This is a genomic window from Cupriavidus sp. DF5525, from assembly GCF_040149425.2.
GTDB lineage: Bacteria > Pseudomonadota > Gammaproteobacteria > Burkholderiales > Burkholderiaceae > Cupriavidus > Cupriavidus pickettii_A.
In genome coordinates this window covers 1,101,005-1,125,610 of the sequence record NZ_CP168265.1, presented here as the reverse complement: position 1 = coordinate 1,125,610, position 24,606 = coordinate 1,101,005, and the positions used below count along the sequence as shown (strand labels likewise).

Below are 24,606 nucleotides of genomic sequence, written 5' to 3'. Positions count from 1 at the left end.
GCGCTGCCGGTCAGGCGTCGCCCGCGCCTGCCGCCGGCCGCCGCGCCAGCCACCACTCCTGCAACACCCAGCACAGCAACCCGGCCACGGCGCCCGCCGCATGCGCGGCGCGCACCACGCCGAAACCCAGCGCCGGCTCGAACACCACCGGCGCCAGCCACGACTGTTCCAGCCAGACCTTGACCAGCACGCCCAGGCACAGCAGCACGCCCAGCGCGCGTGAGAAGCCCGGCGCGCGCAGCAGCGCCAGCGCGCCCCACACGGCCAGCCCGTGCAGCGCACCGGACAGCCCGCCATACCAGCCGATCGCCGGCACGCGCAGCAGCACGGCTTGCACCGCGATGCCGCAGGCGATCAGCACCAGCAGCATCGCGCGCGCCCGCGCGACGCGACCCGCGAGCGCCAGCAGGCCGGTGGCCGCGAGCGCGTCGGCCAGCCAATGGCGCCAGCCCAGGTGCACCCACATGGCGCTCGCCAGCCGCCACCACTGGCCCTCCATCCGCACCGCGTCGCGCAGGTAAAGACCGTGCGCATGCCACCACGGCACGAAGGTGAACCAGGCCGACAGCGCCCACACCAGCGCGATCGCGGCCAGCAAACCCGGCCACGATGCGCCGGCGGGCGCGGGCGCGGGCCGGCCTGCCGCGCTCTCAGTCCTCACCGAACACGGCCCGCCACAGCGCGCGCACCTGCGCGGTCTGCGGCGCCACCGAGGCCGGCGCCACGCGCGCGTGCGCCTGACCGTCGAGCCGCAACTGGTGCTGGCGCGCGCGGAACAGCCGGTAGGCATCGCCCACCGCCAGCGCCAGCGTGGCATCGATCAGCCCCAGTTCGCCGGCCTCGCGCAGCAGCGCGATATTGCCGGCGTTGCGGGTCAGCTGCGGATGGGCGCGGCTGTGCAGCAGCACCAGGTACTGCACCGTGAACTCGATATCGACCATGCCGCCGCGGTCGTGCTTCAGGTCGAACAGGCCGGTCGGGTTGGGATGGCCCTCGGCCACCTTGCGGCGCATCTGCACGATCTCGTTGCGCAGCGCGGCGGCGTCGCGCTGCTGGCACAGCACCTCGCCGCGCAGCGCCTCGAAGCGGTCGCCGATGACGGCGTCGCCGGCGCAGTAGCGCGCGCGCGTGAGCGCCTGGTGCTCCCACACCCATGCGGTGTTGTCGCCCTCGCGCAGCTGGTAGCGGCGGAAGGCGTCGAAGCTGGTCACCAGCAGGCCCGCGGCGCCGTTGGGGCGCAGCCGCGTGTCGACGTCGAACAGCGCGCCGGCCGCGGTATGGCTGGTCAGCCAGGTGATCAGCCGGCGCGCGTAGGTGGCGTAGACATCGGGCGCGCGCTCGTGCTCGTCGTCATAGAGGAAGATGATGTCGAGGTCCGAGGCGTAGCCCAGTTCCTTGCCACCCAGCCGGCCGTAGGCGATCACCGCAAAGCGCGGCGTGTCGCGGTGGCGCGTGGCGAGCTGGCGCCAGACCGTCTCCAGCGTGGCCTCGAGCATGGCGTCGGCCAGGTCGGACAGGCGGTCGGCCACCTGCTCCACCGTCAGCATGCCCTGCAGGTCCTGCAGCAGCACGCGGAAGGTCTCGGCATGATGCTCGCGCCGCAGGATATCCATCTGGTGCTCGACCTGGCCCTCGGCGGCGAGCAGCCGTTCGTGCAGCCGCTTGCGGAACGCGGCCCAGTCCGGCGGGCCGGCGAGCGCGTCGCTGTCGAGCAGCTCGTCGAGCAGCTGCGGATGACGCGTCAGGTAGGCCGCGGCCCAGCGCGAGGCATGCAGCGTCTGCGCGACGCGGTCCATCGCCTGCGGGTACTCGGACAGCAGGGACAGGTACGAGGCGCGGCGGCTGATCGCTTCCAGGAAGTCGATAAAGCGGGCGATGGTGCTGTCGGCGTCTTCCTGGCGCGCGGCCAGGTCGAGCGCGCGATTCACCAGCTGGTCGAAGCGCGCGCGGCTGGACTCGGACAGCGCGCGGTAGCGCAGCGACGTCGCGATCGCGCGCAGGCGGTCAAGCAGTCCGGTGCAGTCGGTGAAGCCGGCGACCTGCAGGCGATTGCAGGGCGCCGCGACATCGTCGCAGGCTGCGTCGTCCTGTTCCTGTTCCGGATTGTCCTGCGCTTGTGCGGCGTTATCGTCGAACACGATGCCCGGCCAGAGCGCTTCGCAGGGGGCGGCATCGGGATCCGAGAAGGTCGCCTCGAACTGCTGCGCCACCGGCTCCTGCAGCGCCGCCAGGCGCGCCAGCAGTGCCTGCCAGTCGGCGCAACCCATCATCCGCGCCACCGCCAGCTGCTCGTCGGGCGACGTCGGCAGATGGTGGGTCTGGGCGTCGTCGCGGTACTGCAGCCGGTGTTCGAGCTGGCGCAGGAAGCGGTAGGCATCGCCGAGCTGCTCGGCCTGGCCGGCGGGCAGCAGGCCGCGCTCGACCGCGACCGCGAGCACTTCCAGCGTCGGCCGCACGCGCAGCGCTGGGTCCTGGCCGCCGCGGATCAGCTGGAACACCTGCGCCATGAACTCGATCTCGCGGATGCCTCCGCGGCCCAGCTTGATATTGAACGAGCGCTGGTTGACGCCGTGCCCGGCCAGCCCGCCGCTGCGCTTGGCGGCTTCGCTGCGGATCTGCGCGTGCAGCGAGCGGATCGCCGCGATCACGCCGTAGTCCAGGTAGCGGCGAAACACGAACGGCATGGTCAGCCGCGCCAGCAGGCTGGCGGTGCGCTGCGCGTGCGGCGTGTCCAGTGCCGACACTACGCGGCCCTTGATCCAGGCATAGCGTTCCCACTCGCGGCCCTGCACCACCAGGTATTCCTCCAGCATGCCCAGGCTGCACGCCAGCGGGCCGGCGTCACCGTTGGGGCGCAGGCGCATGTCGACGCGGAACACATAGCCGTCGCCGGTCACGTCGGCGAGCAGGTTGATCAGCCGGCGTCCCAGCCTGATGAAGTACTCGTGGTTGGACAGGCTGCGCGAACCGCCCTGGGTCTCGCCGTCCTCGTCATAGAGGAAGATCAGGTCGATATCGGACGATACGTTCAGCTCGCGCCCGCCGAGCTTGCCCATGCCGACCACCACCAGTTCCTGCACCTCGCCGCTGTGGGCGCCGACCGGGCGGCCGAAGGTGGCGACCAGGTCGTCGCCCAGCATCGTCAGGCCAAGCTGGATCACCAGCTCGGCCAGGTCGGTCATGGCGCCGGTGACTTCGCCCAGCGTGGCCAGGCCGCGCAGATCGCGCTCGATCACCACGCACATGACCTCGGCGCGCAGGCGGCGCAGCGCCCGCTTGGCGGCCTCTTCGGCATCGGCCGAGGGCTCGTGCAGCGCTTGCAGGCGCGCCTGCATCCAGGCGCGCGTCAGCGGCCGCGTGGCGGCATCGGCGAGGATGGCGGGCAGGTCCGCGCGGGCCTGGAAGATGCGGCGCGCGTAATGCGAATACGCAGCCGAGTACAATGCGTGGCCGCCGACCTGGCCGCCGCCGTCGGCTGGCTCGGGCCCCTGCGCCGCCGTGGTGGCAAAGGCGCCGGTGGCCATGGTGCCGGGGCCCTGCCCCGCAGGTGCCGGTGTGGCGAGCGCGCCATGTTGGTCGGTGGCGCCGCCGGCGGCGGAACTCGTCGGGTCAGAGGCAGTCATTCCAGTATTTGAAATGCGAGAAAAGGTGCGGCCAGCGCCGGTGTCATCCTGCAAGCGCATCAGGCGCGCCATCGTAGTGAACGCTGCACGCCACGTGCGCAGGCTTGGCCCGCGCGACCTACGCATTCTTGTTTTAGCCGGCCGGGCACCAGATTGGAGAGCGGCTAGTATTGTCGGATAATCTGCGCATGTCCAGCCGTGCCCCACAACCCGCTGACGGTTCTCCCCCCAATAGCGGCGCGGGTGGGCACGAGGCCGCCGCTACGCTGGCCTCGTCCTCCTCACATCCTGCGGCTTCCCCTCAGATCGATGCCCCTGGCGCCCCGCGCAAGGCGTCCGCCTTTGCGCGCGCCGGCGGACTGGCCCGCGCGGGCGTGCAGGCCGGCCTGCGCGCGACGGCCGCCGCCGTGCGCCATCCGTGCTGGCGCGGGCTGGGCCGCGCGCTGGTGCGCCTGGCGCTGGTGCTGGCTGTGCTGGCGCTGGTGGTGGGCCTGCTGGTCCGCTTCGTGCTGTGGCCGCAGGCATCGACCGCGCGCCAGTGGCTGGAAGAGCGCGCCTCGGCGGCGCTGTCGGCACAGGTCAGCATCGGCACGCTCGATACCTACTGGGACGGCTGGCATCCCGCCTTCCGCGCGGGGGACTTGCGCGCCGTGGACGCCCAGCGCCGCGTGCTGCTCGCCTCCGCCACGCTCGACGGCAAGCTGGCGTGGCGCTCGCTGTTCAGCATGAACTTGCAGTTCGTCACGCTCAGCGCCACCGGCACCGACGTGCTGGTACGCCGCACGCCCGAAGGCCGGCTGCTGGTCGGCGGCATGCTGGTGGACGCGACCGGCGGCCAGCAGGACGACGACCGCTTCCTGGGCTGGCTGACGTCGCAGGGCCGGGTCTCGCTGTCGGGCGGCAAGCTGCGCTGGCTCGACGAAAAGGCAAAGCTGCCGCAGCTCGACGTGGGCGAGATCCGCCTCGACGCCCGCCGCGTTGGCGCGCGCCATGCGGTGACGCTGGAAGCGCGCTCTCCGGCGCTGGGCCCGCGCCCGCTGGTGGTGCAGTCCACCTTCCGCAACGACTACCTGCACAGCGCCGGCAACTGGCGCTACTGGACCGGCCAGGCCACCTGGGACCTCGGCCAGCTGCAGCTGCCGGTGCTGCAGCGCTACCTGGCGATGTTCGAGCGCGTCGCCAGCGGCACCTTCAGCACCGACGGCAGCATCGAATTCCGCGAGGGCCGCATCGTGCGCAGCCAGACCCGGCTGCGCGCCAGCGGCGTCGACCTGCAGCTGGCCGGCGCCACCGCGCCGCTGCGGCTGGCCAACGCGCAGGCCTTCCTGCTGCACCGCACCGAGCGAGACGGCAGTAACCTGCTGACCGTCGACACGCTGCTATGGCAGCCGGCCGAGGGCGACGGGCAGGCCGCTGCCGGCGACAGCACCTGGCGCGAAGGCATGCGCAAGGTCACCCTGGGCTGGGCCAGCAACAACGACGGCAGCCTGCGCAAGTTCTCGCTCAAGGCGCCCACGCTGGACCTGAACACAGTGCGCGCGCTAGCCACCTCGATGCCGCTGGACACGGCGCTGCTGCGCCGGCTGCGGGCGCTGCAGCCGGCCGGCCACCTGGACAACCTCGAAGTCAGCTGGAGCCGCGAGCGCACCGGCATGCTGGATCGCCGCGACGGCAAGGCGCACTACAAGTTGCAGGGCACGCTGCGCAACGTCTCGCTCAACGGCCAGCCGGCGGCGCCGGCGCTGGGCGCCGACGGCAGGCCGCGGCTGGGCACGCCCGGCTTCTCGAACCTGTCCGGAACCTTCGCCTTTGACGACCAGCAGGGCAGTATCCGTTTCGAAGGCAGTGGCGCGGCGCTGACGCTGCCCGGCCTCTTTGAAGAGCCGCGCCTGCCCTTCGACCAGATCGGCGGCGACGTGCGCTGGACCCATACCGGCGGCAAGCTGGCGGTGACGCTGGACGGCATCCGCTTTGCCAATGCCGACGCGGCGGGCACGGTGCGCGGCACCTGGCGCGAAGGCGGCGACGACGGCTCCGGCATCGCCGACCTGAGCGGCGAAATGACCCGGGCCCAGGTGGCGCGCGTGCCGCGCTACCTGCCGCTGTCGATCCCGGCCGGCACCCGGCACTACCTAGCCGGCGCGCTGGCGGGCGGCGAGGCGGCCAACGTGCGCTTCGTGCTCAAGGGCGACCTGGCGCACTTCCCGTTCCACGCTCCGCACGAGAAGGCGGGCGAGTTCCGCGTCGAGGTGCCGATCGAACACGTGCGCTACCAGATCGCCCCGCACGAGACCGCCACCGGCGCCGCCGGCGGCGCGCCGCTGTGGCCGGACTTTAGCGATATCGCCGGACAGGTGGTGTTCGATCGCGGCGGCATGACCTTCCTGGCGAAGCGAGCGGCGGTGCAGGATATCCCCGGCGTCACGCTGCAGGACGTCAGCGGGCGCATCGACGATCTCAGCGAGCATGGCCGGCTGGTGATCGACGGCGGCGCCAGCGGTCCGGTGCAGGGCTTCCTGCGCTATATCACCACCTCGCCGGTGCGCGAATGGACCGCGCGCGTGGCCGATGCGGCGCGCGCGCATGGCAACGGCGAACTCAAGCTCAAGCTAGACATGCCGCTGGAACACGCCAACGCCGCCAAGGTCGCGGGCCGCTTCCACTTCCCGGGCAACGATGTCGTGCTGAGCCCGCAGATGCCGCTGCTGGGCAACGCCAGCGGCACCATCACGTTCAACGAGCACGGCTTCGGGCTGGAAAACCTGCGCGCGCGCTTCCTGGGCGGCGAGGTGCGGCTGGGCGGAGGCACCCAGCCCGACGGCGCCACGCGCGTGAGCGCCAGCGGCAACGCCTCGGCGGCCGGGCTGCGCGAGGCGGCCGCGGGCTCGGCGCTGGCGCCTCTGGCGGCGCGCCTCGAAGGCAGCACGGGCTACAGCGTGGTGATCGGCACCGTCGGCGTTGCCCCGCAGCGTCAGCTGCAGGTGCAGCTCAGCTCCGAACTCAACGGCATGGCGATCAGCCTGCCCGCGCCGCTGGCCAAGGCCGCGGCGCCCGACCTGCCGCTGCGGGTGGACCTGCGCCCGGCCAGCGGCGCGGGCCGCGCCGGCACTGACGAACTGGTGGTGCAACTCGGCAATGCGCTGAACGCGCGCTACCTGCTGCGCCGCGACCAGAATGGCGACAGCGGCAACAACGGCATCGAGGTGCTCGCCGGCGGCATCGGCGTGCAGCAGGCGGCGCCGCCGCCGGCAGCCGGCGTCAGTGCCGCCGCCACCTTCGAGCAGCTCGATATCGACGCCTGGCGCGCCGCCTTCGCCACGACCGCCGCCAACGGCAACGCCGCGGGGACACCCTCGCCCTTCCTGCCCGGCCGCATCGCGCTGCGCGCACGCACGCTGCACGGCATGGGCCGCACGCTGGATGATGTGACGCTGGACGCGACGCGCGAGGGCGACGGCTGGAACGCCAAGGTCGACTCGCGCCAGGTCGCCGGCGCGGTGCAGTGGCGCCCGGCCGGGCCGTCGGCGTCCGGCTCGCTGCAGCTGCGCCTGTCGCGCCTGAACGTGCCCGATGCCAGCGACGAACACAACGTGGTGGACGCGCTCGCCAGCAGCATCGACGACCTGCCCGCGATCGACCTGGTGGCCGACCAGTTCATGCTGCGCGGGAAAGACTTCGGCAAGCTCGAGGTCAAGGCGCGTACCGGCATGAGCGGCGCCGACCCGGTCTGGACGCTGGACAAGCTGCAGATCGACCAGCCCGGCGCCACGCTCACCGGCAGCGGCAGCTGGCGCGTGCCGCGCCGCCTGCGCGCCGATGGCAACGCCGAGCGCCGCACGCTGCTGTCGTTTGTCATCGATATCCGCGACGCCGGCGCCACGCTCGACCGCCTGGGCCTGGCGCATACGCTGCAGGACGGCAAGGGCAAACTGGAGGGGCGCGTGGCCTGGCGCGGCTCGCCGCTGTCGATCGACTATCCGACGCTGTCCGGCAAGCTGTCGCTGGAACTGGAGAACGGCCAGATCCTGAGCGTCGAGCCGGGCGCGGCGCGGCTGCTGGGCGTGCTCAGCCTGCAAGGGCTGCTGCGCTTTGCCACGCTGGATTTCCGCACCCTGTCCGGGCGCGGACTGCTGTTCGACCGCATTGCCGGCACCGGCACCATCGAGAACGGCGTCGGCACGATCGAGGAATTCCAGCTCCGCAGCCCGCAGATCATCGCCAGCATGGCCGGCACCGCCAACCTGCTGCGCGAGACGCAGGACCTGCGCGTGGACGTGGTGCCGCGCATCAACGCCACCTCCACCTCGGTCGCCGCCGCGTTTATCAACCCGGTGCTGGGCATCGGCACGCTGGCCGCCCAGTTGCTGTTCGCCGACGAATTCTCCAAGATGTTCACCCAGCACTACCGCATCACCGGCAGCTGGGCCAACCCGCAGATCGGCAAAGTGGAGGACAATAAGGCGCGAGGCACGACCTTCCAGAACGGCGCGGATCCGGCCTTCCCGCGCTGATTTTCTTGGTGAACCTGCTTTACCGGTGAACCTTTCGCCGTCCACAGAGGAAACCAACGCCCATGACAGCCCCCGCCCCGTTTCGCGTTGCCGCGGTCCAGACCGTCACCGGCACTTCGCTCGATGCCAACCTCGCACGCGCCGACGCGCTGATCGCCGAGGCCGCCGCCAGCGGCGCGCAGCTGGTGCTGCTGCCCGAGTACTTCTGCATGATGGGCCGGTCCGAATCCGACAAGATCGCCGTGCGCGAGCACGACGGCGACGGCCCGGTGCAGCAGTTCCTGGCCGACGCGGCGCGCCGCCACGGCATCTGGCTGGTGGGCGGCACGCTGCCGATGTGGTGCGACGACCCGGAGCGCGTCTACAACACCTCGCTCGCCTTCGACCCGCGCGGCGAGCGCGTGGCACGCTACGACAAGATCCACCTGTTCGGCTTCACCCGCGGCACCGAGAACTATGACGAGTCGCGCACCATCCTGGCCGGCCGCACGCCGGTCAGCTTCGATGCGCCGTGCGGCCGGGTGGCGATGTCAGTGTGCTACGACCTGCGCTTTCCGGAGCTGTACCGCGGTCTGGCCGCAGGCGAAGGCACCAGCGTGATTCTGATGCCCGCCGCCTTCACCTACACCACCGGGCAGGCGCACTGGGAAATCCTGCTGCGCGCCCGCGCCATCGAGAACCAGTGCTATGTGCTGGCCGCCGCACAGGGCGGCAAGCATGAGAACGGGCGGCGCACCTGGGGTCATTCGATGCTGGTCGATCCCTGGGGCGAAGTGCTGGCCATGCTGCCCGAGGGCGAAGGCGTGGTCGGCGGTGTCATCGACCCGGCACGCCTGGACGAGGTCCGGCAGAACCTGCCGGCGCTGCGACACAGGGTGCTGTAGCATGTACGCAATCGCGGGGCCTGCGGGCGCCCGCTCACGGATTTTCCCGCGCCGGCAAGACAGAGAGCAAGCCGGCACGATCCAAAGTTAGAAAGGACATTTCATGAACGCCGGCGATCTCGGAATCCGCAACCTGGCCACCGCGCAGCAACTGCTGCTGGCGCCGTACGGCCTGGATGAAGCCAAGCTCCAGCGCGTGCTGGCCGATATCTTCACGCACAAGGTCGACTACGCCGACCTGTACTTCCAGTACACCCGCAACGAGGCCTGGAGCCTGGAAGAAGGCATTGTCAAGTCGGGCAGTTTCAGCATCGACCAGGGCGTGGGCGTGCGCGCCATCTCGGGCGACCGCACTGCCTTCGCCTACTCGGATGACATCAGCCTGCCGGCGCTGTCGCAGGCGGCAGCGGCCACGCGCACCATCGGCCGGGCCGGCAGCGGCCGCATCAAGGTCGCTGGCGAGATGGCCACGCACGCCGGGCGCAACCTGTACGCCCCCAACGACCCGCTCGATTCGATGAGCGCGGCCGAAAAGGTGGCCCTGCTCGAACGCATCGAGCGCATGGCACGCGCCAAGGACTCGCGCGTGGTGCAGGTGATGGCGGGCCTCGCTGGCGAATACGACGTGGTGCTGGTGGCGCGCAGCGACGGCGTGATCGCCGCCGACGTGCGCCCGCTGGTGCGCGTTTCGGTCACGGTCATCGCCGAACAGGGCGGGCGCCGCGAGATCGGCTCGTCCGGTGGCGGCGGCCGTTATGCCTACGGCTACTTCACCGACGACCTGCTGCAGACCTACGTGAACGAGGCGGTGTCGTCGGCGCTGGTCAACCTGGATGCGCGCCCCGCCCCGGCCGGCGCCATGACCGTGGTGCTCGGCCCGGGCTGGCCCGGCGTGCTGCTGCACGAAGCGGTCGGCCACGGCCTGGAAGGCGACTTCAACCGCAAGGGCTCGTCGGCCTTTGCCGGCCGCATGGGCGAACGCGTCGCGGCCAGGGGCGTGACCGTGGTCGACGACGGCACGCTGGCCAACCGCCGCGGCTCGCTCAACCTGGACGATGAAGGTAACCCGACCCAGTGCACCACGCTGATCGAGGACGGCATCCTGCGCGGCTATATCCAGGACACGCTCAACGCGCGCCTGATGAAGATGCCGGTCACCGGCAACGCACGCCGCGAAAGCTATGCCGCGCTGCCGATGCCGCGCATGACCAACACATATATGCTCAATGGCGACAAGGATCCGCAGGAGATCATCGCTAGCGTCAAGAAGGGCCTGTACGCGGTCAACTTCGGCGGCGGCCAGGTCGACATCACCAACGGCAAGTTCGTGTTCTCGGCGAGCGAGGCGTACATGATCGAGGACGGCAAGATCAGCTACCCGGTCAAGGGCGCGACGCTGATCGGCAACGGCCCGGAATCGCTGAAGGACGTCACCATGATCGGCAACGACATGCGCCTGGATTCGGGCGTCGGCGTATGCGGCAAGGAAGGCCAGAGCGTGCCGGTGGGCGTGGGCCAGCCGACGCTGCGCATCGAGAACATGACGGTGGGTGGCACCGCCTGACGCCTCCGCGCGATACGGAAAACGGGACCTACACGGTCCCGTTTTTCATTGGCGCGACGCGCCATGGCCGCAGCCCACGGCCGTTGCGGAAGAACGCGGCGTCGCCGACACTTGCCAACATTTTCAAAAGGCGCTATAAAGATGCTTCGCTGTGCGACAAGCAACGGACGCACCGCGAAAAATCGTCCACCGGCGCGCAATTTCCTGCCTTTCTGCCACGCAGTGCAGCATAAATTCAGCGCCTACCGACCAAATCGACCCAGCCTGACCCAAGCCAACGTTTTTTTCCGCCATGTCCGCTAAGTTTTACTTTTACTTTTTTAGCGATCTCACACCGCTGGCGGATAGGGAGGGACGGCTGTAAGCAGCGCCCCGAATACAAAAGAAACCGCCAGCGACCCTGGCGGTTTTTTTATACCTGTTTGCCGAAGTACCCCAAGAACCCGATTCCCCACTCCACGACCTCACAGAAATCCCGGAGCCATCATGCTGAAGAACACCGACGACCTGCGCATTCGCGAACTCAAGGAACTGCTGCCGCCCGCGCACCTGATCCGCGAGTTTGCCTGCTCCGAAAAGGCCTCGGACGTGATCTACGGCGCGCGCCAGGCCATGCACCGCATCCTGCACGGCATGGATGACCGGCTGATCGTCATCATCGGCCCCTGCTCGATCCACGATACCCATGCCGCGCTGGATTACGCCAAGCTGCTCAAGGACCAGCGCGAGCGCTTCGCCGGCGAGCTGGAAGTGGTGATGCGCGTGTACTTCGAGAAGCCGCGCACCACGGTGGGCTGGAAGGGCCTGATCAACGACCCGCACATGGACGGCAGCTTCAAGATCAACGACGGCCTGCGCACCGCGCGCGAGCTGCTGCTGAACATCAGTGAGATGGGCGTGCCGACCGGCACCGAATACCTGGACATGATCAGCCCGCAATACATCGCCGACCTGGTCAGCTGGGGCGCGATCGGTGCGCGCACCACCGAGTCGCAGGTGCACCGCGAGCTGGCATCGGGACTGTCGTGCCCGGTGGGCTTCAAGAACGGCACCGACGGCAACGTCAAGATCGCAGTGGACGCAATCAAGGCCGCCTCGCAGCCGCACCATTTCCTGTCGGTAACCAAGGGCGGCCACTCGGCGATCGTTTCGACCTCCGGCAACGAGGACTGCCACGTGATCCTGCGCGGCGGCAAGGCGCCCAACTACGACGCCGCCAGCGTGCAGGAAGCGTGCGACGCCATCGCCAAGGCCGGCCTGGCCTCGCGCCTGATGATCGATGCCTCGCACGCCAACAGCAGCAAGAAGCATGAGAACCAGATCCCGGTGTGCGAAGACATTGGCCGCCAGATCGCCGGCGGCGATGAGCGCATCATCGGCGTGATGGTCGAATCGCACCTGGTGGCGGGGCGACAGGACCACGTGCAGGGCACGCCGGTGGAGAACCTGACCTACGGCCAGTCCGTGACCGATGCCTGCATCGGCTGGGACGACTCGGTCAAGGTGCTCGAGGGCCTGGCCGAGTCGGTGCGCCAGCGCCGGCTGGTGCCGGGCAGCGGCAACTGATGCTGAAGCTGCGGGCGCTCATGCCCGCACGCATGGCGGCCGGCTACATCCGGCTGTCATGCATGGCGCCGCCGCTGAGGTCGGCCAGGTCCGGCGTGACCTCGGCGTAGCGCAGCAGTTTCCCACCATGGCGGGCAATAAAGGCGGCGGCATCGCTTTCGGCCCTGAAGCTGGCCAGCGTCGGCCCCATCGAGCCATGGCGCCGGCTGCCGGCAACATAGAGGCCGGTGGTGGCATCGAACCAGTGGCCGCGCGGACGCTCCCAGTCGGCGCGGGCCATGTCCTGCACGAACGCCGCGCGCACCGGCCTGATCCGCTCCGGCCGCAGCAGCGCGTGGAACATCTCCACCGTATCGCAGAACCAGTGCGGGTGCGCCTCGCCCAGGTAGAAGACCTGCGCCTTCGGCCCGGGATAGTCGGCCAGCAGCATGCCGTCCAGCGCGCAGGCGGTGGCGGACTCGAGCTCTTCCGGTTGCGCGGCGGCATCCGGCTTGCGACCGCAGGCGGCGACCAGGACGGCGCTGCCGGCCATGGCCAGAAGCAGGTTGCGGCGACGTAATGACAAAGGGGAACACATCAGCGGAATCTCCTGGCAGCAAGAACCAGCGGCACGGCGATCCACGCCACCAGCGCCGCGCCGGTCGGCCAGGGGCTGGCCAGCGCGGGCGGCACGATGCTGGCAACACCGCCGGCGCTGCGCAACTGGTCCAATGAAAAGGCATTGACGATACGGAACAGGTCAGCCGGGTTCAGCAACAGCAGCCAGGCGATCCAGTCGGTGGCGGCGACGCTGTTGCCCTCGCCGCCGCCGGCAACCAGCACCCCGAGCAGCAACAGGTCGAACACCAGCACGAAGAAGAACCACAGGCCGATGGCCAGCCCCGACGCCTGCGCGCGATCGCGGCTCAACACCGACAGCCACAGCGCCAGACTCAGGAACGCGAGGCCGAGCAGCGCCGCGCTGGCGACGAAGCCGAGGTAGTGGTACAGCCCCGGCCAGCCGAACTGGCGCGCCAGCAGCACCGCCATCAGCGCAAAGCCGCCGGCGGTGGCCAGCACCAGCGCGGCGGCCAGCCCCAGGTACTTGCCCAGCAGCAGCTCGCCGCGCGTCAGCGGCAAGGACAGCAGCAGGTCCAGCGAGCCGCGCTCGCGCTCGCCCACCACGGCGTCGAAGCCCAGCAGCAGCGCGATCATCGGCACCAGGTAGATCACCAGGCTGGCCAGGCTGGTGATGACGAACTCCAGCGAGCGCGGCCCTAGCACGCCCTGCTCGGCGCCGCCGAAGTAGCCGATCGCCACCGACAACGCGGTGAAGACCGCGGCCACGGCCAGCACCCAGCGGTTGCGCATCCGGTCCCGGAATTCCTTGGCCGCGAGCGCGGCAACCTGCCTTGCATCGATCCACGCGCACATGCTTATCCCCTCATGCCAAGGAACAGGTCTTCGAGCGACGGCTCGCGGATCTGCAGGTCCAGCAGCCGGCTTGCGAGTGGCTGCAGCGCGGCCAGCACCGGCATCTTGGCGGCGGCCGGGCAGCGCACGGTCAGCTCGCCGGGCGTGGCGCCTTCAACAATCTCCAGCGCGTGCTGCGCCGGCGGGCCCAGCATGCGCAGCGCCTCGTCGCGCGCGCCCGGCTCGACCCGCAGTGCCAGCGTGAGCGGCATTCCGGCCCGGGCACGTAGTGCCTCCAGGCTGCCGGTGGCCTGCAGCCGGCCCGCGGACAGGATGGCAAAGCGGTCGATGCGCTGCTGCAGCTCGGCCAGTATGTGCGACGTGATGACGATGGTCACCCCGGTCTCGCGCAGCGCGTTGAGCATGGCGTAGAAGTCGCGGATCGCGGCCGGGTCCAGCCCGTTGGTCGGCTCGTCGAGAAACAGCACGCGCGGCGCGCCCAGCAGCGCCTGCGCAAACCCGAGCCGTTGCCGCATGCCTTTCGAGTACTCGCGCACCGGGCGCGCGGCGGCGCCGGACAGGCCCACCTGCGCCAGCATCGGCACGCATGCATCGGCGGGCACGCCTTTCAGTCGCGCGAAGAAGCGCAGCGTCTCCAGCCCGCTCAGGTTGTCGTACAGCACCAGGTGCTCGGGCAGGTAGCCGATGCCGCGCCGCGCGGCCCGGAAGGCGTGACTGCCCACGGCGGCACCGGCGACAACCAGCGTGCCTTGCGTGGGCGGCAACAGGCCCAGCATCATGCGGAACAACGTGCTCTTGCCTGCGCCGTTATGGCCGATCAGCCCGAGTAGCTCGCCCTGCCCGACGGTCAGGCTGACATCGTCGACGGCACGCAGCGCGCCAAAGTGCTTGCTGACACCAGACAGCACGATGACGCCCATGGCCGGATCAGTTGCCGGCGTCGGTCTGCTCATGCCAGTTCCTCCAGTTGGCGCGGGCCGGACGCATCCGCGGATAGGCATCGACCACGCCCGGCACCCGGATCACCGGGAACTGGCGCCCGGCCAGCCGCAGCGCCTGCAGTGCGGGGCTGCCCAGCAGCAGCGTCACGCCCGGGTAGCGCCAGCTGAGCCGGTCGACCAGGTCGTTGGCCTGGTATGGGACGTCGCCCACGCTGTCGCCGTCGCGATCCCAGCCCAGGTAGTTGCTCCAGTAGTTGCCCTGCAGGCGCTCGGACGGATTGCGCCCGCCCCAGGGCTCGTCGCGGGCGCCGACATAGCGCACCGGCTCGCGGTTGCCGATGAAGTCGTTGCCCTGCACCACGTTGCGGGTCGAGCCCGCCGACAGGTGCACGCCGATGGCGTTGCCCAGCACCAGGTTGCCGCGCAGCTGCGCATACTCGACGTCGTAGATAAAGAAGCCGCGCTGATTGTGCGCGACCACGTTGCCCTCGATCACCGAATCCTGCAGCGTGCGCAGCATGATGCCGTGGTCGGCGTTGCCCCAGGTGCGGTTGTTGCGCACGACCTGGTCGCGCACTTCCATCAGCGCCAGCCCGCCGCGATTGCGGTAGCTGTCGTTGTCTTCCCACAGGTTGTGGTACGAGTTCATGTAATGGGTGCCGTAGCGGCTGTGGTGCAGCCGGTTGCCGCGGAAGACCGCCTGGTGCGATACGTCCACATAGAGCGCATCGCGCACGAAGCTGATGTTGTTGTCGAGGATGCGCGCGCCGCGCGTGTTATAGAGCTGCACGCCGTTGCCGCGCTGCGCCGAGTTGTAGTCGCGCTTGCCGGTGATGGTGTTGGCTTCGACGCGCACGTCGTCGGCCTTTTCGATCCACAGGCCGAACAGGTTGTAGGTCAGGTCGCAGCGGCGCACGACGGCGCGGTGCGCGCCGGGCTGGATGTAGATACCGGCGTTCTGGTCCTTCAGGCTGTCGCCGGAATCGCGCACGATCAGGCCTTCCACCACCACGTCGGAGGCGGTGATGCGCAGCGTGTCGCCGCGCAGCGCGCCGCTGAGCGTGGGCCGGCCGATGCCGCGCAGCAACAGCGGCTTGCCGACGACAAAGTTGCCGGTGTAGGTGCCGCGTTCGATGTCGATGGTGTCGCCCGCACGGGCCGCTTCGATCGCAGGCTGCAAGGGATCGCCCGGGCGCACGCGCCAGGTGGCGGCATGCGCCTGTGCGGCGACAAGCGCGCACGCCATCGCCAGGGCAAGGAACGGCTTCATGCGGACAGCATCCCCATGCCCTTCAGCGTCAGGAACAACACGGCGCCCACCAGCAGGTTCTTGAAGCCGACGTAGCACAGCATGTCCATCACGGTGGCGCGCCGGTAGCGGCCGCGCCACCACGGGCCGTCCTTGACATAGCGTCGTCCCGACAGCCGGATCAGCACCTCGTACACGCTCCAGCCCAGCCACCAGCCGATCACGGCGCCGGCGCGCAGCTGCCCGGTGGCGGCCAGCGCCCAGGCCACGGTGGCCGCCAGCGCAATCGCGAGCCCCGCCACCTGCAGCGCGCGCGCCGAGCGCCAGCCCTGCCCGCTCCACGGCCAGAGGTGATCCCACAGCGCGCTGAGCCAGCGCGCGGCGCCCGCCTTGGCTGCGTACGGCGGCGCCACCGGATCGGTCGGCAGGCGCGGATCCGGGCCCGCCAGTTTCGGCGCCGCACCCGGCACCGAAACTGGCACCACCGGAATGAAATAGCCGTCGCGGCCCACCGGCGTCAGCGCCAGCCCGTCGCGCTCGCGCCGCTTGCGCTCGCGCGCCAGCGGCGGGCAGCCGCGCGTGTCGGTGTAAAGCACCATGCAGTCCAGGCAATGCAGGCATTCGCGCTGGTCGATACGACCGTTGGCATCGATCGCATGGGAGCCACAGCCCACCGCGCACGCCTTGCAGCGGTTGCAATCCGCCTTGCGCCGCAGCCCGAACCAGCGGAACGTGCTCGGCATCGCCAGCGCGGCGCCGAGCGGGCACAGGTACTTGCAGTACGGCCGTTCGATAAACAGCGACAGCCCCAGCAGCGTGCAGGCGAAGAGCCCATACGGCCAGGCCCGGTTGCCGATACCGACCAGGAACGTGGTCTTGAACGGCTCGACTTCCGCCAGCATTTCGGCCAGCCCCATCGAGAACACCGACACCGCCAGCAGCCCGAAGAACACGCCGTACTTGACCCACTTGAGCCGGTCATGCCACCGGCGCGGCAGTTGCCGCTGCCAGCGTTTGAGGCCGAGGAAGCGGCCCAGCTTGAAGATCGCCTCGGACAGCGAGCCGAACGGGCACAGCCAGCCGCAGAACAGCCCGCGCCCGAACAGCAGCACCGTGACGATAATGAAGATCCAGAAGCAGAAGATAAAGGGATCACTCAGGAACAGCGCCCAGTCCCAGCGCAGCAGCAGCGCATGGAACCACGTCAGCACCTGCGTGACCGATGGCTGCGCCATCGCGCCAAAGCCGACGAACATGATGCTGAGCGCCCAGGCCGTGTACTTGAACGCATTCACCGGCCACTTGTTCTTGTGCGTGGCGCGCCGCGTCAGGCGGTCGCGCAGCGCGTAGACCAGCGTGACGGCGCACTGCAGTGCCACGAACAGCGCGATGGCGCTCGCCTGCTTGCGCCAGACCTTGCGCCACGGTGCCTCGGGCTCGTCGATATGCGGCCGGCCACCCTGCAGCATGGTCTCGGGCAGCCAGTATGGCGCGTCGAAGCTGGCAAAGCTGCGCGTGCCGGTGGCGCGGTCCACGCGATTGCCGAGGAACGACAGCTTCCACGGATACGCCGCGGAAAAGCCCGGCGAGCGGATCACGAAGATCGCCGACTCGGTAGGCGTCGGCGCGCCCTCCGCTGCCACGCCATAGAGGTTCAGGTAGTCGAGGTCGCGGAAGGTGAACGCGTCCGCGCCCTGGCGCACCTGCACTCGGTCATAGATGCCGCCGCGCACGAAGCCCGAGCCCTTGAACGATTCCGCGCCCGCGGTGCGGATCACGAAGATGGCGTGCTCGTCCGGCTGCAACTGCGCCCGCAGCCCCTGCCAGCCGGCGTCGCCCAGCACGCTGCGCCCGATATCGGGATGGTTGAGGTCGCCGAACCACAGCTCGATAAACGGCCCGTCAGCACCTTGCAGGCCAACCTGCGCCGGCTGCACCAGCAGCCGCTGCACCGCGCCGCTCGCCGCCAGTTGCTGCCAGCTGTAGCGCTTGCCGCTTTGGGCAAAGCTTGCCGGCGCGCGCTGCGTCGGCGCCAGGATGCCGACCTGCCGCGCGACTGCCGCACCCGACGTGGTCAGCACCTGGTTCTGCGCGATCACGGTCACGGTGGCGCCGGAAATGGCATCGACCCCGACCACGCCTTCATCGGGGCGCGACTGCCCCACTTCGATCTTGTCGGCGACGGACTTGCCCACGTACTGCCGGTTGAAATTCAGCAGGGCCGATTCCGGAATGCCCAGCAGCAGGATCGGCTCCGAATGCTTCAGCACCTTCACGCCGGCATAGCGGCCGTGCGTGTCCAGGCCGATCAGCGTCACCACCGGCTTGCCGGAATACGCCGGCGTATCGGTGATATCGGTGGACAGCATCACGTAGCCGAGCAACACCGGCTTGCCGTCGGCGCCGGTGCCGTAGCCCTCCACATAAGGCGGCTGGCCCTTGCGCGGCGAGAAGCGGGTGGCGCCGGGCAGCACCTCGGCGCACGACACCAGCGCGCACAGGTCTGCGGCCGTGGCCAGCTCGGGCGGCAGCGCAGCCTCGTAGGCGCCGGCGTGCGCGGTCGTGGCGGACAGCCCCCCTAGCAGGCATGCGGCCAGCAGGACCGCGAACAGTTGGCGGATAGCGTAAATCATGGAAATGGCAGGCTGTCGAGGCGGGTTGCGCCGCCCTTCCCGTGTGGGAAGGGCGGCGCGCGCAGTGGTCGGGGCAAGCCGGCTCAGGCCTCGACGATCATGCGACTGCGCATCTCCAGGTGCAGCGCGTGACAGAAGTGGGTGCAATAGCACCAAAACACGCCCGGCTTGTCGGCGACAAAGGTCACCGACGCCGTCTCCTGCGGATTGACGATGAAATTGATGTTGTACTTCGGGATGGCGAAACCGTGCGTCAGGTCCTCGATCTTGTCCAGGTTGGTCAGGATCAGCGTGACCTCGTCGCCCTTCTTCAGCTTGATCTCGCGCAGGCTGAACACCGGCGCCTGCGAGGTGATCTTCACCGTCACCTTCCTGCCGTCGCGGAACACGCCGGATTGCTGCGCATCCTTGATCGCCAGCGGGAAATCGTCCAGTGCATACACCTGCCTGGGCCGCAGCAGCTCGCGGCGGAAGATGACGAAGTCATGCGGTTCGCTGTGCACCGGGTGGTCCGCCAGCAGCACCATCTTGTCGCCGGAGATATCGATCAGTTGCTCGTTCTCCGCGTGCAGCGGACCCACCGGCAGGAAGCGGTCCTTGGAGAACTTGCAGCCCACCGCCAGGAACTTGCCGTCAGCGGCCACCGTCTCCGATTGCGAGGCATTGAGGTGGCCGGGCTGGTATTGCACGTCGAGCCGGTCCACCACGTACTTCGCGTTCTTGTCGCCCTTGTGGAAACGGATCGCCGCTTCGATGTTCCACTTGACGATCTGGCTGTCCAGGAACAGCGTGGTGTAGGCATTGCCGCGGCCGTCGAACGCGGTATGCAGCGGCCCCAGGCCCAGCTCGACCTCGGCGACGATGGCGTCGTCGAGCTTCGCCAGCTTGCCGTCGAACCATTCCAGCACCCTGGCGAGCTCGATCACCGTGCCGGTGGGCGACAGCTTGCCCGCGCAGATGAAGTACTTCTGGTCCGGGCTGGCATTGACGCCGTGCGGGTTCTTGGGCACCGACACATAGGCGGTCAGCGCGGTCTTCGGGTCCTGGTTGGCGGCATGCGTGCCGTCGACCACCGGCACCTTCGAAGCACCGATGGTCTTGAACTTGCCTTCCTTGATGGCCGCCTCGATGCGCGCGATGTTGAAGAACAGGCAGGCATCGCGCTCGGCCGACATCATGTCCTCGAAGCGTGCGCCCATCTCCACGTTGTACTGGTTGGTGGCGGCCAGCTTGCCGTCGTACGAGGTCGCCACCAGGTCGCAGTTGCCATCGATCAGCACCTGCCAGCGCACCGCCATCGATTCGGCGTCGACGCAGGTGAAGAGCGAGCGGTACTTGCCGGCGTCCTCGGTCGGCGTATTGGGCAGCGGCACGCCAAACTCGGCGCCGCAGAATACGCGCGTGGTGTAGTTGATCTTCGCGTCGACGGGGTCGCGCTTGTCCGGGAAGATGCCGTGGAAGCCCTGCACATTGGGCAGCTCGGTGATCTTGTCGCAGATGAAGTAGTCGAGCCGGATGCGCGCCAGGCGCGCGTTGATCTTGTCGTTGATCCACGCATAGCGGCCGTCGTAGTTGCCGTCCTTGTACGAGGCATGCACGTGATGCGTGTCGCCGACGGTGTATTGCAGGCTGCCGTCGGGACGCGTGCCCATCACGCGCTTGGATTCATTGGTAATACCCCATCCAGTCAGCGCATCCGGCACGAAGCATGGAATGCGGTGCAGCTCGCGCCCGGAGGGCAATCCCAGCACGCGCACGTCGCCGGCATGGCCGCCGCTCCACAGGCCATAGTAGGTATCGAGCTCGCCCGGCTTCAGGTGCACGGAGGTGCCGGCATGCGCGGCATGGGCACCGGCGCCACTTGCAGGGGTGGCTGCGGCCGGCGCGCCGCCCTTGTCGGTGCAGGCTGCCACGCCGGCAAGGCCGGCGAGCGCCGCAGTATTGATAAAGCGCCGCCGTCCCGGCGCGGCCGGTGCATCGGTGTATGGCAGTTGATCCTGGGAATGCCTGGTCATCTTCGATCCTCGAACCGTCATTGCAAAGGGCGGAGTCCGCTCCGCCGGCTTTCTTCGTTGTGTGTCTTCCTGTGGCCTCGTGCTGCCGGCTACAGATACTCGAAGCAGTTGGCGCGAACGAGGTTGATGATCGTCAGGGTTCTCTTAAATATTCATTATTGATGCATGTTTTTTGGGGGCGCTGCGCAGAGAATGGCGACACAGCAACGTCACCGGCCGATGCGGCTAGCGCCGCGAACCTCGTCATGCGCTTCAAGACCCTACTGCAGACACTGTCTTCCACCGCTGTCATCGACACCACGCGCCGCGCCATGATCCGCGGCGCCGCCGGCGTGCCGCTGCTCGCCACCGGCATGTTCGTGCGACCCGCGCTGGCCGACCCCACGGTCACGCGCGCGTCGCGCCGCCTGCTGGGCACGCGGGTGGACATCGTCGTGCAGGGCGCCAGCCACACCGCGGTGCAGGCAGGCATCGCCGCGGCCTTCGGCGAGATGGCGCGGCTGGAGCAGTTGATGAGCCGCTACCGCCCCGACAGCCAGGTCAGCGCGCTGCAGCGTGCGGCGGGCCGGCATCCGGTGCGCGTGGCGCCGGAAGTGATGGCGGTGCTGCAGGCCGCTGCCGCGGTGTCGGCGCGTAGCGGCGGCGCCTTCGATATCACGGTCGGTGCCTTCACCGGCTGGCGCTTCGGCGAGGATGGCATCCGCGTGCCCGACGCCGCCGAGCTCGCGCGCGAACGCCCGCTGGTGGGCTACCGGCAGGTCATGCTCGACGCCCGGCGCGGCGAGGCGATGCTGGCCCGCCCCGGTATGCGCCTGGACCTGGGCGGCATTGCCAAGCTGCCGATCCTTGACGCGGGCATGCAGGTCCTGCGGCGCCACGGGCTGCGCCATGCAATGGTCAACGGCGGCGGCGACGTGCTGGCCAGCGGCCAGCTGCAAGGGCGCGACTGGCGCGTCGGCGTGCGCGACCCGCTGGCGCCGGCGCGGCTGCTGGGCGTGCTGCAGGTGTCTGACGCCGTGGTGGCGTCATCCGGCGACTACGAGCGCTGCTTCATCGCCGGCGGCCGGCGCTACCACCATGTGCTGGATCCCGCCACCGGCCTGCCCTCGGCGGGGCCACACGGCGTAACGCTGGTCGCGACGACGGCGGCGGCGGTGAACGGGCTGGGCGCCGCGCTGATGGTGGCCGGCCAGGCTGCGGCGGGCCGGCTGCTGGCCGGGGTGGCTGGCGTCGATGCGCTGGTCGCCGGCGACGGCCGGCCATGGATGTCGCCGGGCATGGCGCAGCGCCTGCAAGCCTGAAGGGAGCGCCGCGCCCGCCACTTCGGCGCGCCAAAAGAAGAAGCCGCTTCCGGGGAAGCGGCTTCCTGGCCATCGGCGCGGCAAGGGCCGCGCACCGGCTTACTTCTTCAGCACCAGGTCGCCAGGCAGCGACTCGATGTAGGCGGCCATGTCCTTCAGTTCCTTGCGGGTGAACGGACGCGGCTTGCCATCCTTGCCGGTCACGGCCGGGTTGGCGTTGACCTGGCCGGCCATGATCGCGTTGGAGCGGCCCACCAGCGGGCTGCCCGACACCTGGTAGGACAGCAGCGCGTGGTACAGGTAATCGGCATGCTGGCCGGCGAGCTTCGGGTAGTCCGGCGAGATCGGCTTGTTCATGCCAGCACCGTGGCAGGCCACGCAGGCACCCTTTTCTACCAGCGCCTTGCCGTTGGCAAGGTCGGCGGCCGAAGCCGGCATGGCAGCAGCACCCAGCACGAGTGCGCCGAGCGCGAACGAAAGCGTCTTGAGCGTCTTCATGGGGTCTCTTACTTGAGGGAGTTGTTCTGCGTGCCGGCCTTCTGCTGCGAATAGTAGGCAGCTACGTTGGCGATGTCCTGCTCGGTCAGCGAAGCGGCGATGCTGCGCATGGTCGGGTGCTTGCGCTCGCCCTTCTGGTAGGCCTTGAGCGCGTTCTCAATGTACTTGGCGCTCTGGCCGCCCAGCAGCGGCACTTCATAGATCTCCGGGAACGACGCACGGTAGCCCGGAATGCCGTGGCATCCGATGCACATTGCAACCTTGTCCTTGGCAGCGTCTCCATTGCCCTTGACTTCCTGTGCCTGCGCTGCCGTTGCAGCAGCGCCCAGCACCACCATCGTGAGGAGCTTTTTCATTGTCTTAGCGGATTGGAAGTTAAACCGTGCGTGACCTGCCCTGCCGGGCGGAGACGGTTTCAGAATGCTTCTGCGGGAAGCCTGGCAGCCGGTGGGAATGCCGAGGTGCAACCCGCCAGACATGTCGCATCCGGTTGCTTGCCGTGATGTGGAACACCATTCTGGAACCACCTCTCGCAATCGCCGCGACCCGGAAGGGCCGCTGGGACTTCTGAACGCGGACTGCCGGATACTGGAGAACTGGACGTGGGGGCGCGTCAAACCGCCGCATTGTACAGCAGGCGGCACCTGCCAGTCCAGCGACCGGGGCTGGACGCGGCCCTCCCGTCAACCGTGCCAACACGAACCGCAAAGGTCTTTTATACTGGCCCATTCGGGGAATCCGCACGACCGTTCGCAGCCGCTGCCGAAGCGCCGCCACGGGCGCCCGGCTCCGGACCCTATTTCCAATAATGAAGCGCGCGTGACAGCGCGAAGAGACTGCGCCACACGCCAACCCGGCCGATCCACGGCCGTCACCTCAGGTTGCCTCATGTCAAACTCCGCCAACGCTTCCGCCCAAGCACCCTCCGCCCAGCAGGTCAAATTCGAGGGCAGTGACCAGTATGTCGCCACCGACGACCTCAAGCTGGCCGTCAACGCCGCGCGCACGCTGCAGCGTCCGCTGCTGATCAAGGGCGAGCCCGGCACCGGCAAGACCATGCTGGCCGAGGAAGTGGCCGCCGCGCTGGGCATGCCGCTGCTGCAATGGCATATCAAGTCGACCACCAAGGCGCAGCAGGGCCTGTACGAGTACGACGCTGTCTCGCGCCTGCGCGACTCGCAGCTGGGCGACGACCGCGTCCACGACATCCGCAACTACATCATCAAGGGCGTGCTGTGGCAGGCCTTCGAGGCCGACGAGCAGGTCGTGCTGCTGATCGACGAGATCGACAAGGCCGATATCGAATTCCCCAACGACCTGCTGCGCGAACTCGACCGCATGGAGTTCTACGTCTACGAGACGCGCGAACTGGTCAAGGCAAAGCACCGCCCGCTGGTGATCATCACCTCCAACAACGAGAAGGAACTGCCCGACGCCTTCCTGCGCCGCTGCTTCTTCCACTACATCAAGTTCCCGGACGCTGACACCATGCAGCAAATCGTCGACGTCCACTACCCGGGCATCAAGCGCGAGCTGGTCGCCGCCGCGCTGGAATCGTTCTATGAGATGCGCAACCTGCCGGGCCTGAAGAAGAAGCCCTCGACCTCCGAGCTGATCGACTGGCTCAAGCTGCTGATGGCCGAGGACATCCCGCCCGAGGCGCTGAAGAGCCCGGACAAGAAGGCCGCGATTCCGCCGCTGCATGGCGCGCTGCTGAAGAACGAGCAGGACGTGCACCTGTTCGAGCGCCTGGTGTTCATGAACCGCGCCAACCGCTGAGGCGACTCCCGTCATGACCGCGTTCGCCAAACCCGTCGCGCTGGTCGGCCGCCACGCCACGCTGGAGCCGCTGCGCCCCGATCACGCCGAAGGCCTGCGCGCCGCCTGCGCCGACGGCGAGCTGTGGAAGCTCTGGTACACCAGCGTGCCCGCGCCCGAGCGCATGGAAGCCGAGATCGCGCGGCGCCTGGGCCTGCAGGAGCAAGGCTCGATGCTGCCCTTCGCGGTGCGCGACGCTGCGGGCGAGCTGGCGGGCATGACCACCTATATGAATATCGACTCGGGCAACCGCCGCGTCGAGATCGGCTCGACCTGGTATGCACGACGCGTCCAGCGCACGCCGCTGAACACCGAATGCAAGCTGATGCTGCTGGGCCATGCCTTCGACCACCTCGAATGCATCGCCGTGGAGTTCCGCACGCACTGGATGAACCAGCAGAGCCGCGCCGCGATCGCGCGCCTGGGCGCCAAGCAGGACGGCGTGCTGCGCAACCACCAGCGCATGCCGGACGGCTCGTTGCGCGACACCGTGGTGTTTTCGATCATCGCCAGCGAATGGCCGACGGTGCGTCAACATCTGCAATTCCAGCTCGAGCGGCCGCGCGCCGAGCCCCCCCGATAGCGAGGCA

The 24,606-nt window shown here is 68.9% G+C and carries 17 protein-coding genes; 7 read left to right on the top strand and 10 right to left on the bottom strand.

What is annotated here, in order from left to right; all coding sequences use genetic code 11:
* Nucleotides 1–10: 10 nt before the first annotated feature.
* The gene (gene rrtA, locus ABNX08_RS05365; RefSeq protein WP_041680971.1) at nucleotides 11–661 is read right to left on the bottom strand and encodes a rhombosortase; all 651 of its coding nucleotides are present in this window, start codon (nucleotides 659–661) and stop codon (nucleotides 11–13) included.
* Nucleotides 651–3,623 (bottom strand): bifunctional [glutamate--ammonia ligase]-adenylyl-L-tyrosine phosphorylase/[glutamate--ammonia-ligase] adenylyltransferase, encoded by a 2,973-nt coding sequence (glnE, locus tag ABNX08_RS05360; RefSeq protein ID WP_349609440.1) that lies wholly within the window; start codon nucleotides 3,621–3,623, stop codon nucleotides 651–653. The genes rrtA and glnE overlap by 11 nt, the downstream gene beginning before the upstream one ends.
* Before the next feature lie 188 nt (nucleotides 3,624–3,811).
* Here glnE and ABNX08_RS05355 point away from each other — a divergent pair, with 188 nt between their 5' ends.
* From ABNX08_RS05355 to aroG, 4 genes are all read left to right on the top strand, one after another.
* Nucleotides 3,812–8,134 carry a YhdP family protein gene (locus ABNX08_RS05355; protein WP_349609442.1) on the top strand — a complete coding sequence of 1,441 codons (4,323 nt, stop codon included), beginning with the start codon at nucleotides 3,812–3,814 and terminating at the stop codon, nucleotides 8,132–8,134.
* A 62-nt stretch (nucleotides 8,135–8,196) separates the two neighbouring features.
* Entirely contained in the window at nucleotides 8,197–9,018 is an 822-nt protein-coding gene (locus tag ABNX08_RS05350) for a carbon-nitrogen hydrolase family protein (RefSeq protein WP_022534134.1), read from the top strand.
* 103 nt (nucleotides 9,019–9,121) lie between these two features.
* Entirely contained in the window at nucleotides 9,122–10,582 is a 1,461-nt protein-coding gene (gene tldD / locus ABNX08_RS05345; RefSeq protein ID WP_022534133.1) for a metalloprotease TldD, read from the top strand.
* 486 nt (nucleotides 10,583–11,068) lie between these two features.
* On the top strand, nucleotides 11,069–12,148 hold the full coding sequence (gene aroG, locus ABNX08_RS05340) for a 3-deoxy-7-phosphoheptulonate synthase AroG (protein WP_022534132.1): 1,080 nt from the start codon (nucleotides 11,069–11,071) through the stop codon (nucleotides 12,146–12,148).
* 43 nt (nucleotides 12,149–12,191) lie between these two features.
* Here the strand turns inward: aroG and ABNX08_RS05335 are convergent, their stop codons facing one another.
* From ABNX08_RS05335 to nosZ, 6 genes are all read right to left on the bottom strand, one after another.
* Nucleotides 12,192–12,725 carry a nitrous oxide reductase accessory protein NosL gene (locus ABNX08_RS05335; RefSeq protein WP_022534131.1) on the bottom strand — a complete coding sequence of 178 codons (534 nt, stop codon included), beginning with the start codon at nucleotides 12,723–12,725 and terminating at the stop codon, nucleotides 12,192–12,194.
* Nucleotides 12,725–13,561: an ABC transporter permease subunit gene (locus ABNX08_RS05330; RefSeq protein ID WP_349609445.1), complete on the bottom strand. Its 837-nt coding sequence runs from the start codon at nucleotides 13,559–13,561 to the stop codon at nucleotides 12,725–12,727. The genes ABNX08_RS05335 and ABNX08_RS05330 overlap by 1 nt, the downstream gene beginning before the upstream one ends.
* Nucleotides 13,562–13,563: 2 nt before the next feature.
* Nucleotides 13,564–14,514 carry an ABC transporter ATP-binding protein gene (locus ABNX08_RS05325; protein WP_041680970.1) on the bottom strand — a complete coding sequence of 317 codons (951 nt, stop codon included), beginning with the start codon at nucleotides 14,512–14,514 and terminating at the stop codon, nucleotides 13,564–13,566.
* A complete protein-coding gene (locus ABNX08_RS05320) occupies nucleotides 14,489–15,772 on the bottom strand; it encodes a nitrous oxide reductase family maturation protein NosD (protein WP_349609447.1) in 1,284 nt (427 codons plus the stop codon). Before ABNX08_RS05320 ends, ABNX08_RS05325 begins: the two co-directional genes overlap by 26 nt.
* Nucleotides 15,769–18,384 carry a 4Fe-4S binding protein gene (locus tag ABNX08_RS05315; RefSeq protein ID WP_349609449.1) on the bottom strand — a complete coding sequence of 872 codons (2,616 nt, stop codon included), beginning with the start codon at nucleotides 18,382–18,384 and terminating at the stop codon, nucleotides 15,769–15,771. Before ABNX08_RS05315 ends, ABNX08_RS05320 begins: the two co-directional genes overlap by 4 nt.
* Before the next feature lie 83 nt (nucleotides 18,385–18,467).
* A complete protein-coding gene (gene nosZ / locus ABNX08_RS05310; RefSeq protein WP_022534126.1) occupies nucleotides 18,468–20,399 on the bottom strand; it encodes a TAT-dependent nitrous-oxide reductase in 1,932 nt (643 codons plus the stop codon).
* A gap of 311 nt (nucleotides 20,400–20,710) precedes the next feature.
* Here nosZ and ABNX08_RS05305 point away from each other — a divergent pair, with 311 nt between their 5' ends.
* A complete protein-coding gene (locus tag ABNX08_RS05305) occupies nucleotides 20,711–21,700 on the top strand; it encodes an FAD:protein FMN transferase (protein ID WP_041681281.1) in 990 nt (329 codons plus the stop codon).
* Nucleotides 21,701–21,799: 99 nt separating this feature from the next.
* On the opposite strand, the gene ABNX08_RS05300 is transcribed toward ABNX08_RS05305, so the two are convergent.
* Together ABNX08_RS05300 and ABNX08_RS05295 are read right to left on the bottom strand one after the other, a co-directional pair.
* Complete coding sequence (locus tag ABNX08_RS05300; RefSeq protein WP_022534124.1) at nucleotides 21,800–22,198, bottom strand: c-type cytochrome; 399 nt, start codon at nucleotides 22,196–22,198, stop codon at nucleotides 21,800–21,802.
* Nucleotides 22,199–22,206: 8 nt separating this feature from the next.
* Nucleotides 22,207–22,554, bottom strand: coding sequence for a cytochrome c (locus ABNX08_RS05295; RefSeq protein ID WP_022534123.1), 348 nt, complete (start codon nucleotides 22,552–22,554; stop codon nucleotides 22,207–22,209).
* Nucleotides 22,555–23,086: 532 nt separating this feature from the next.
* Here ABNX08_RS05295 and ABNX08_RS05290 point away from each other — a divergent pair.
* The gene (locus ABNX08_RS05290) at nucleotides 23,087–23,977 is read left to right on the top strand and encodes a MoxR family ATPase (RefSeq protein ID WP_022534122.1); all 891 of its coding nucleotides are present in this window, start codon (nucleotides 23,087–23,089) and stop codon (nucleotides 23,975–23,977) included.
* 13 nt (nucleotides 23,978–23,990) lie between these two features.
* Nucleotides 23,991–24,599, top strand: a complete 609-nt coding sequence (locus tag ABNX08_RS05285; protein WP_022534121.1) for a GNAT family N-acetyltransferase — start codon at nucleotides 23,991–23,993, stop codon at nucleotides 24,597–24,599.
* Nucleotides 24,600–24,606: the final 7 nt, after the last annotated feature.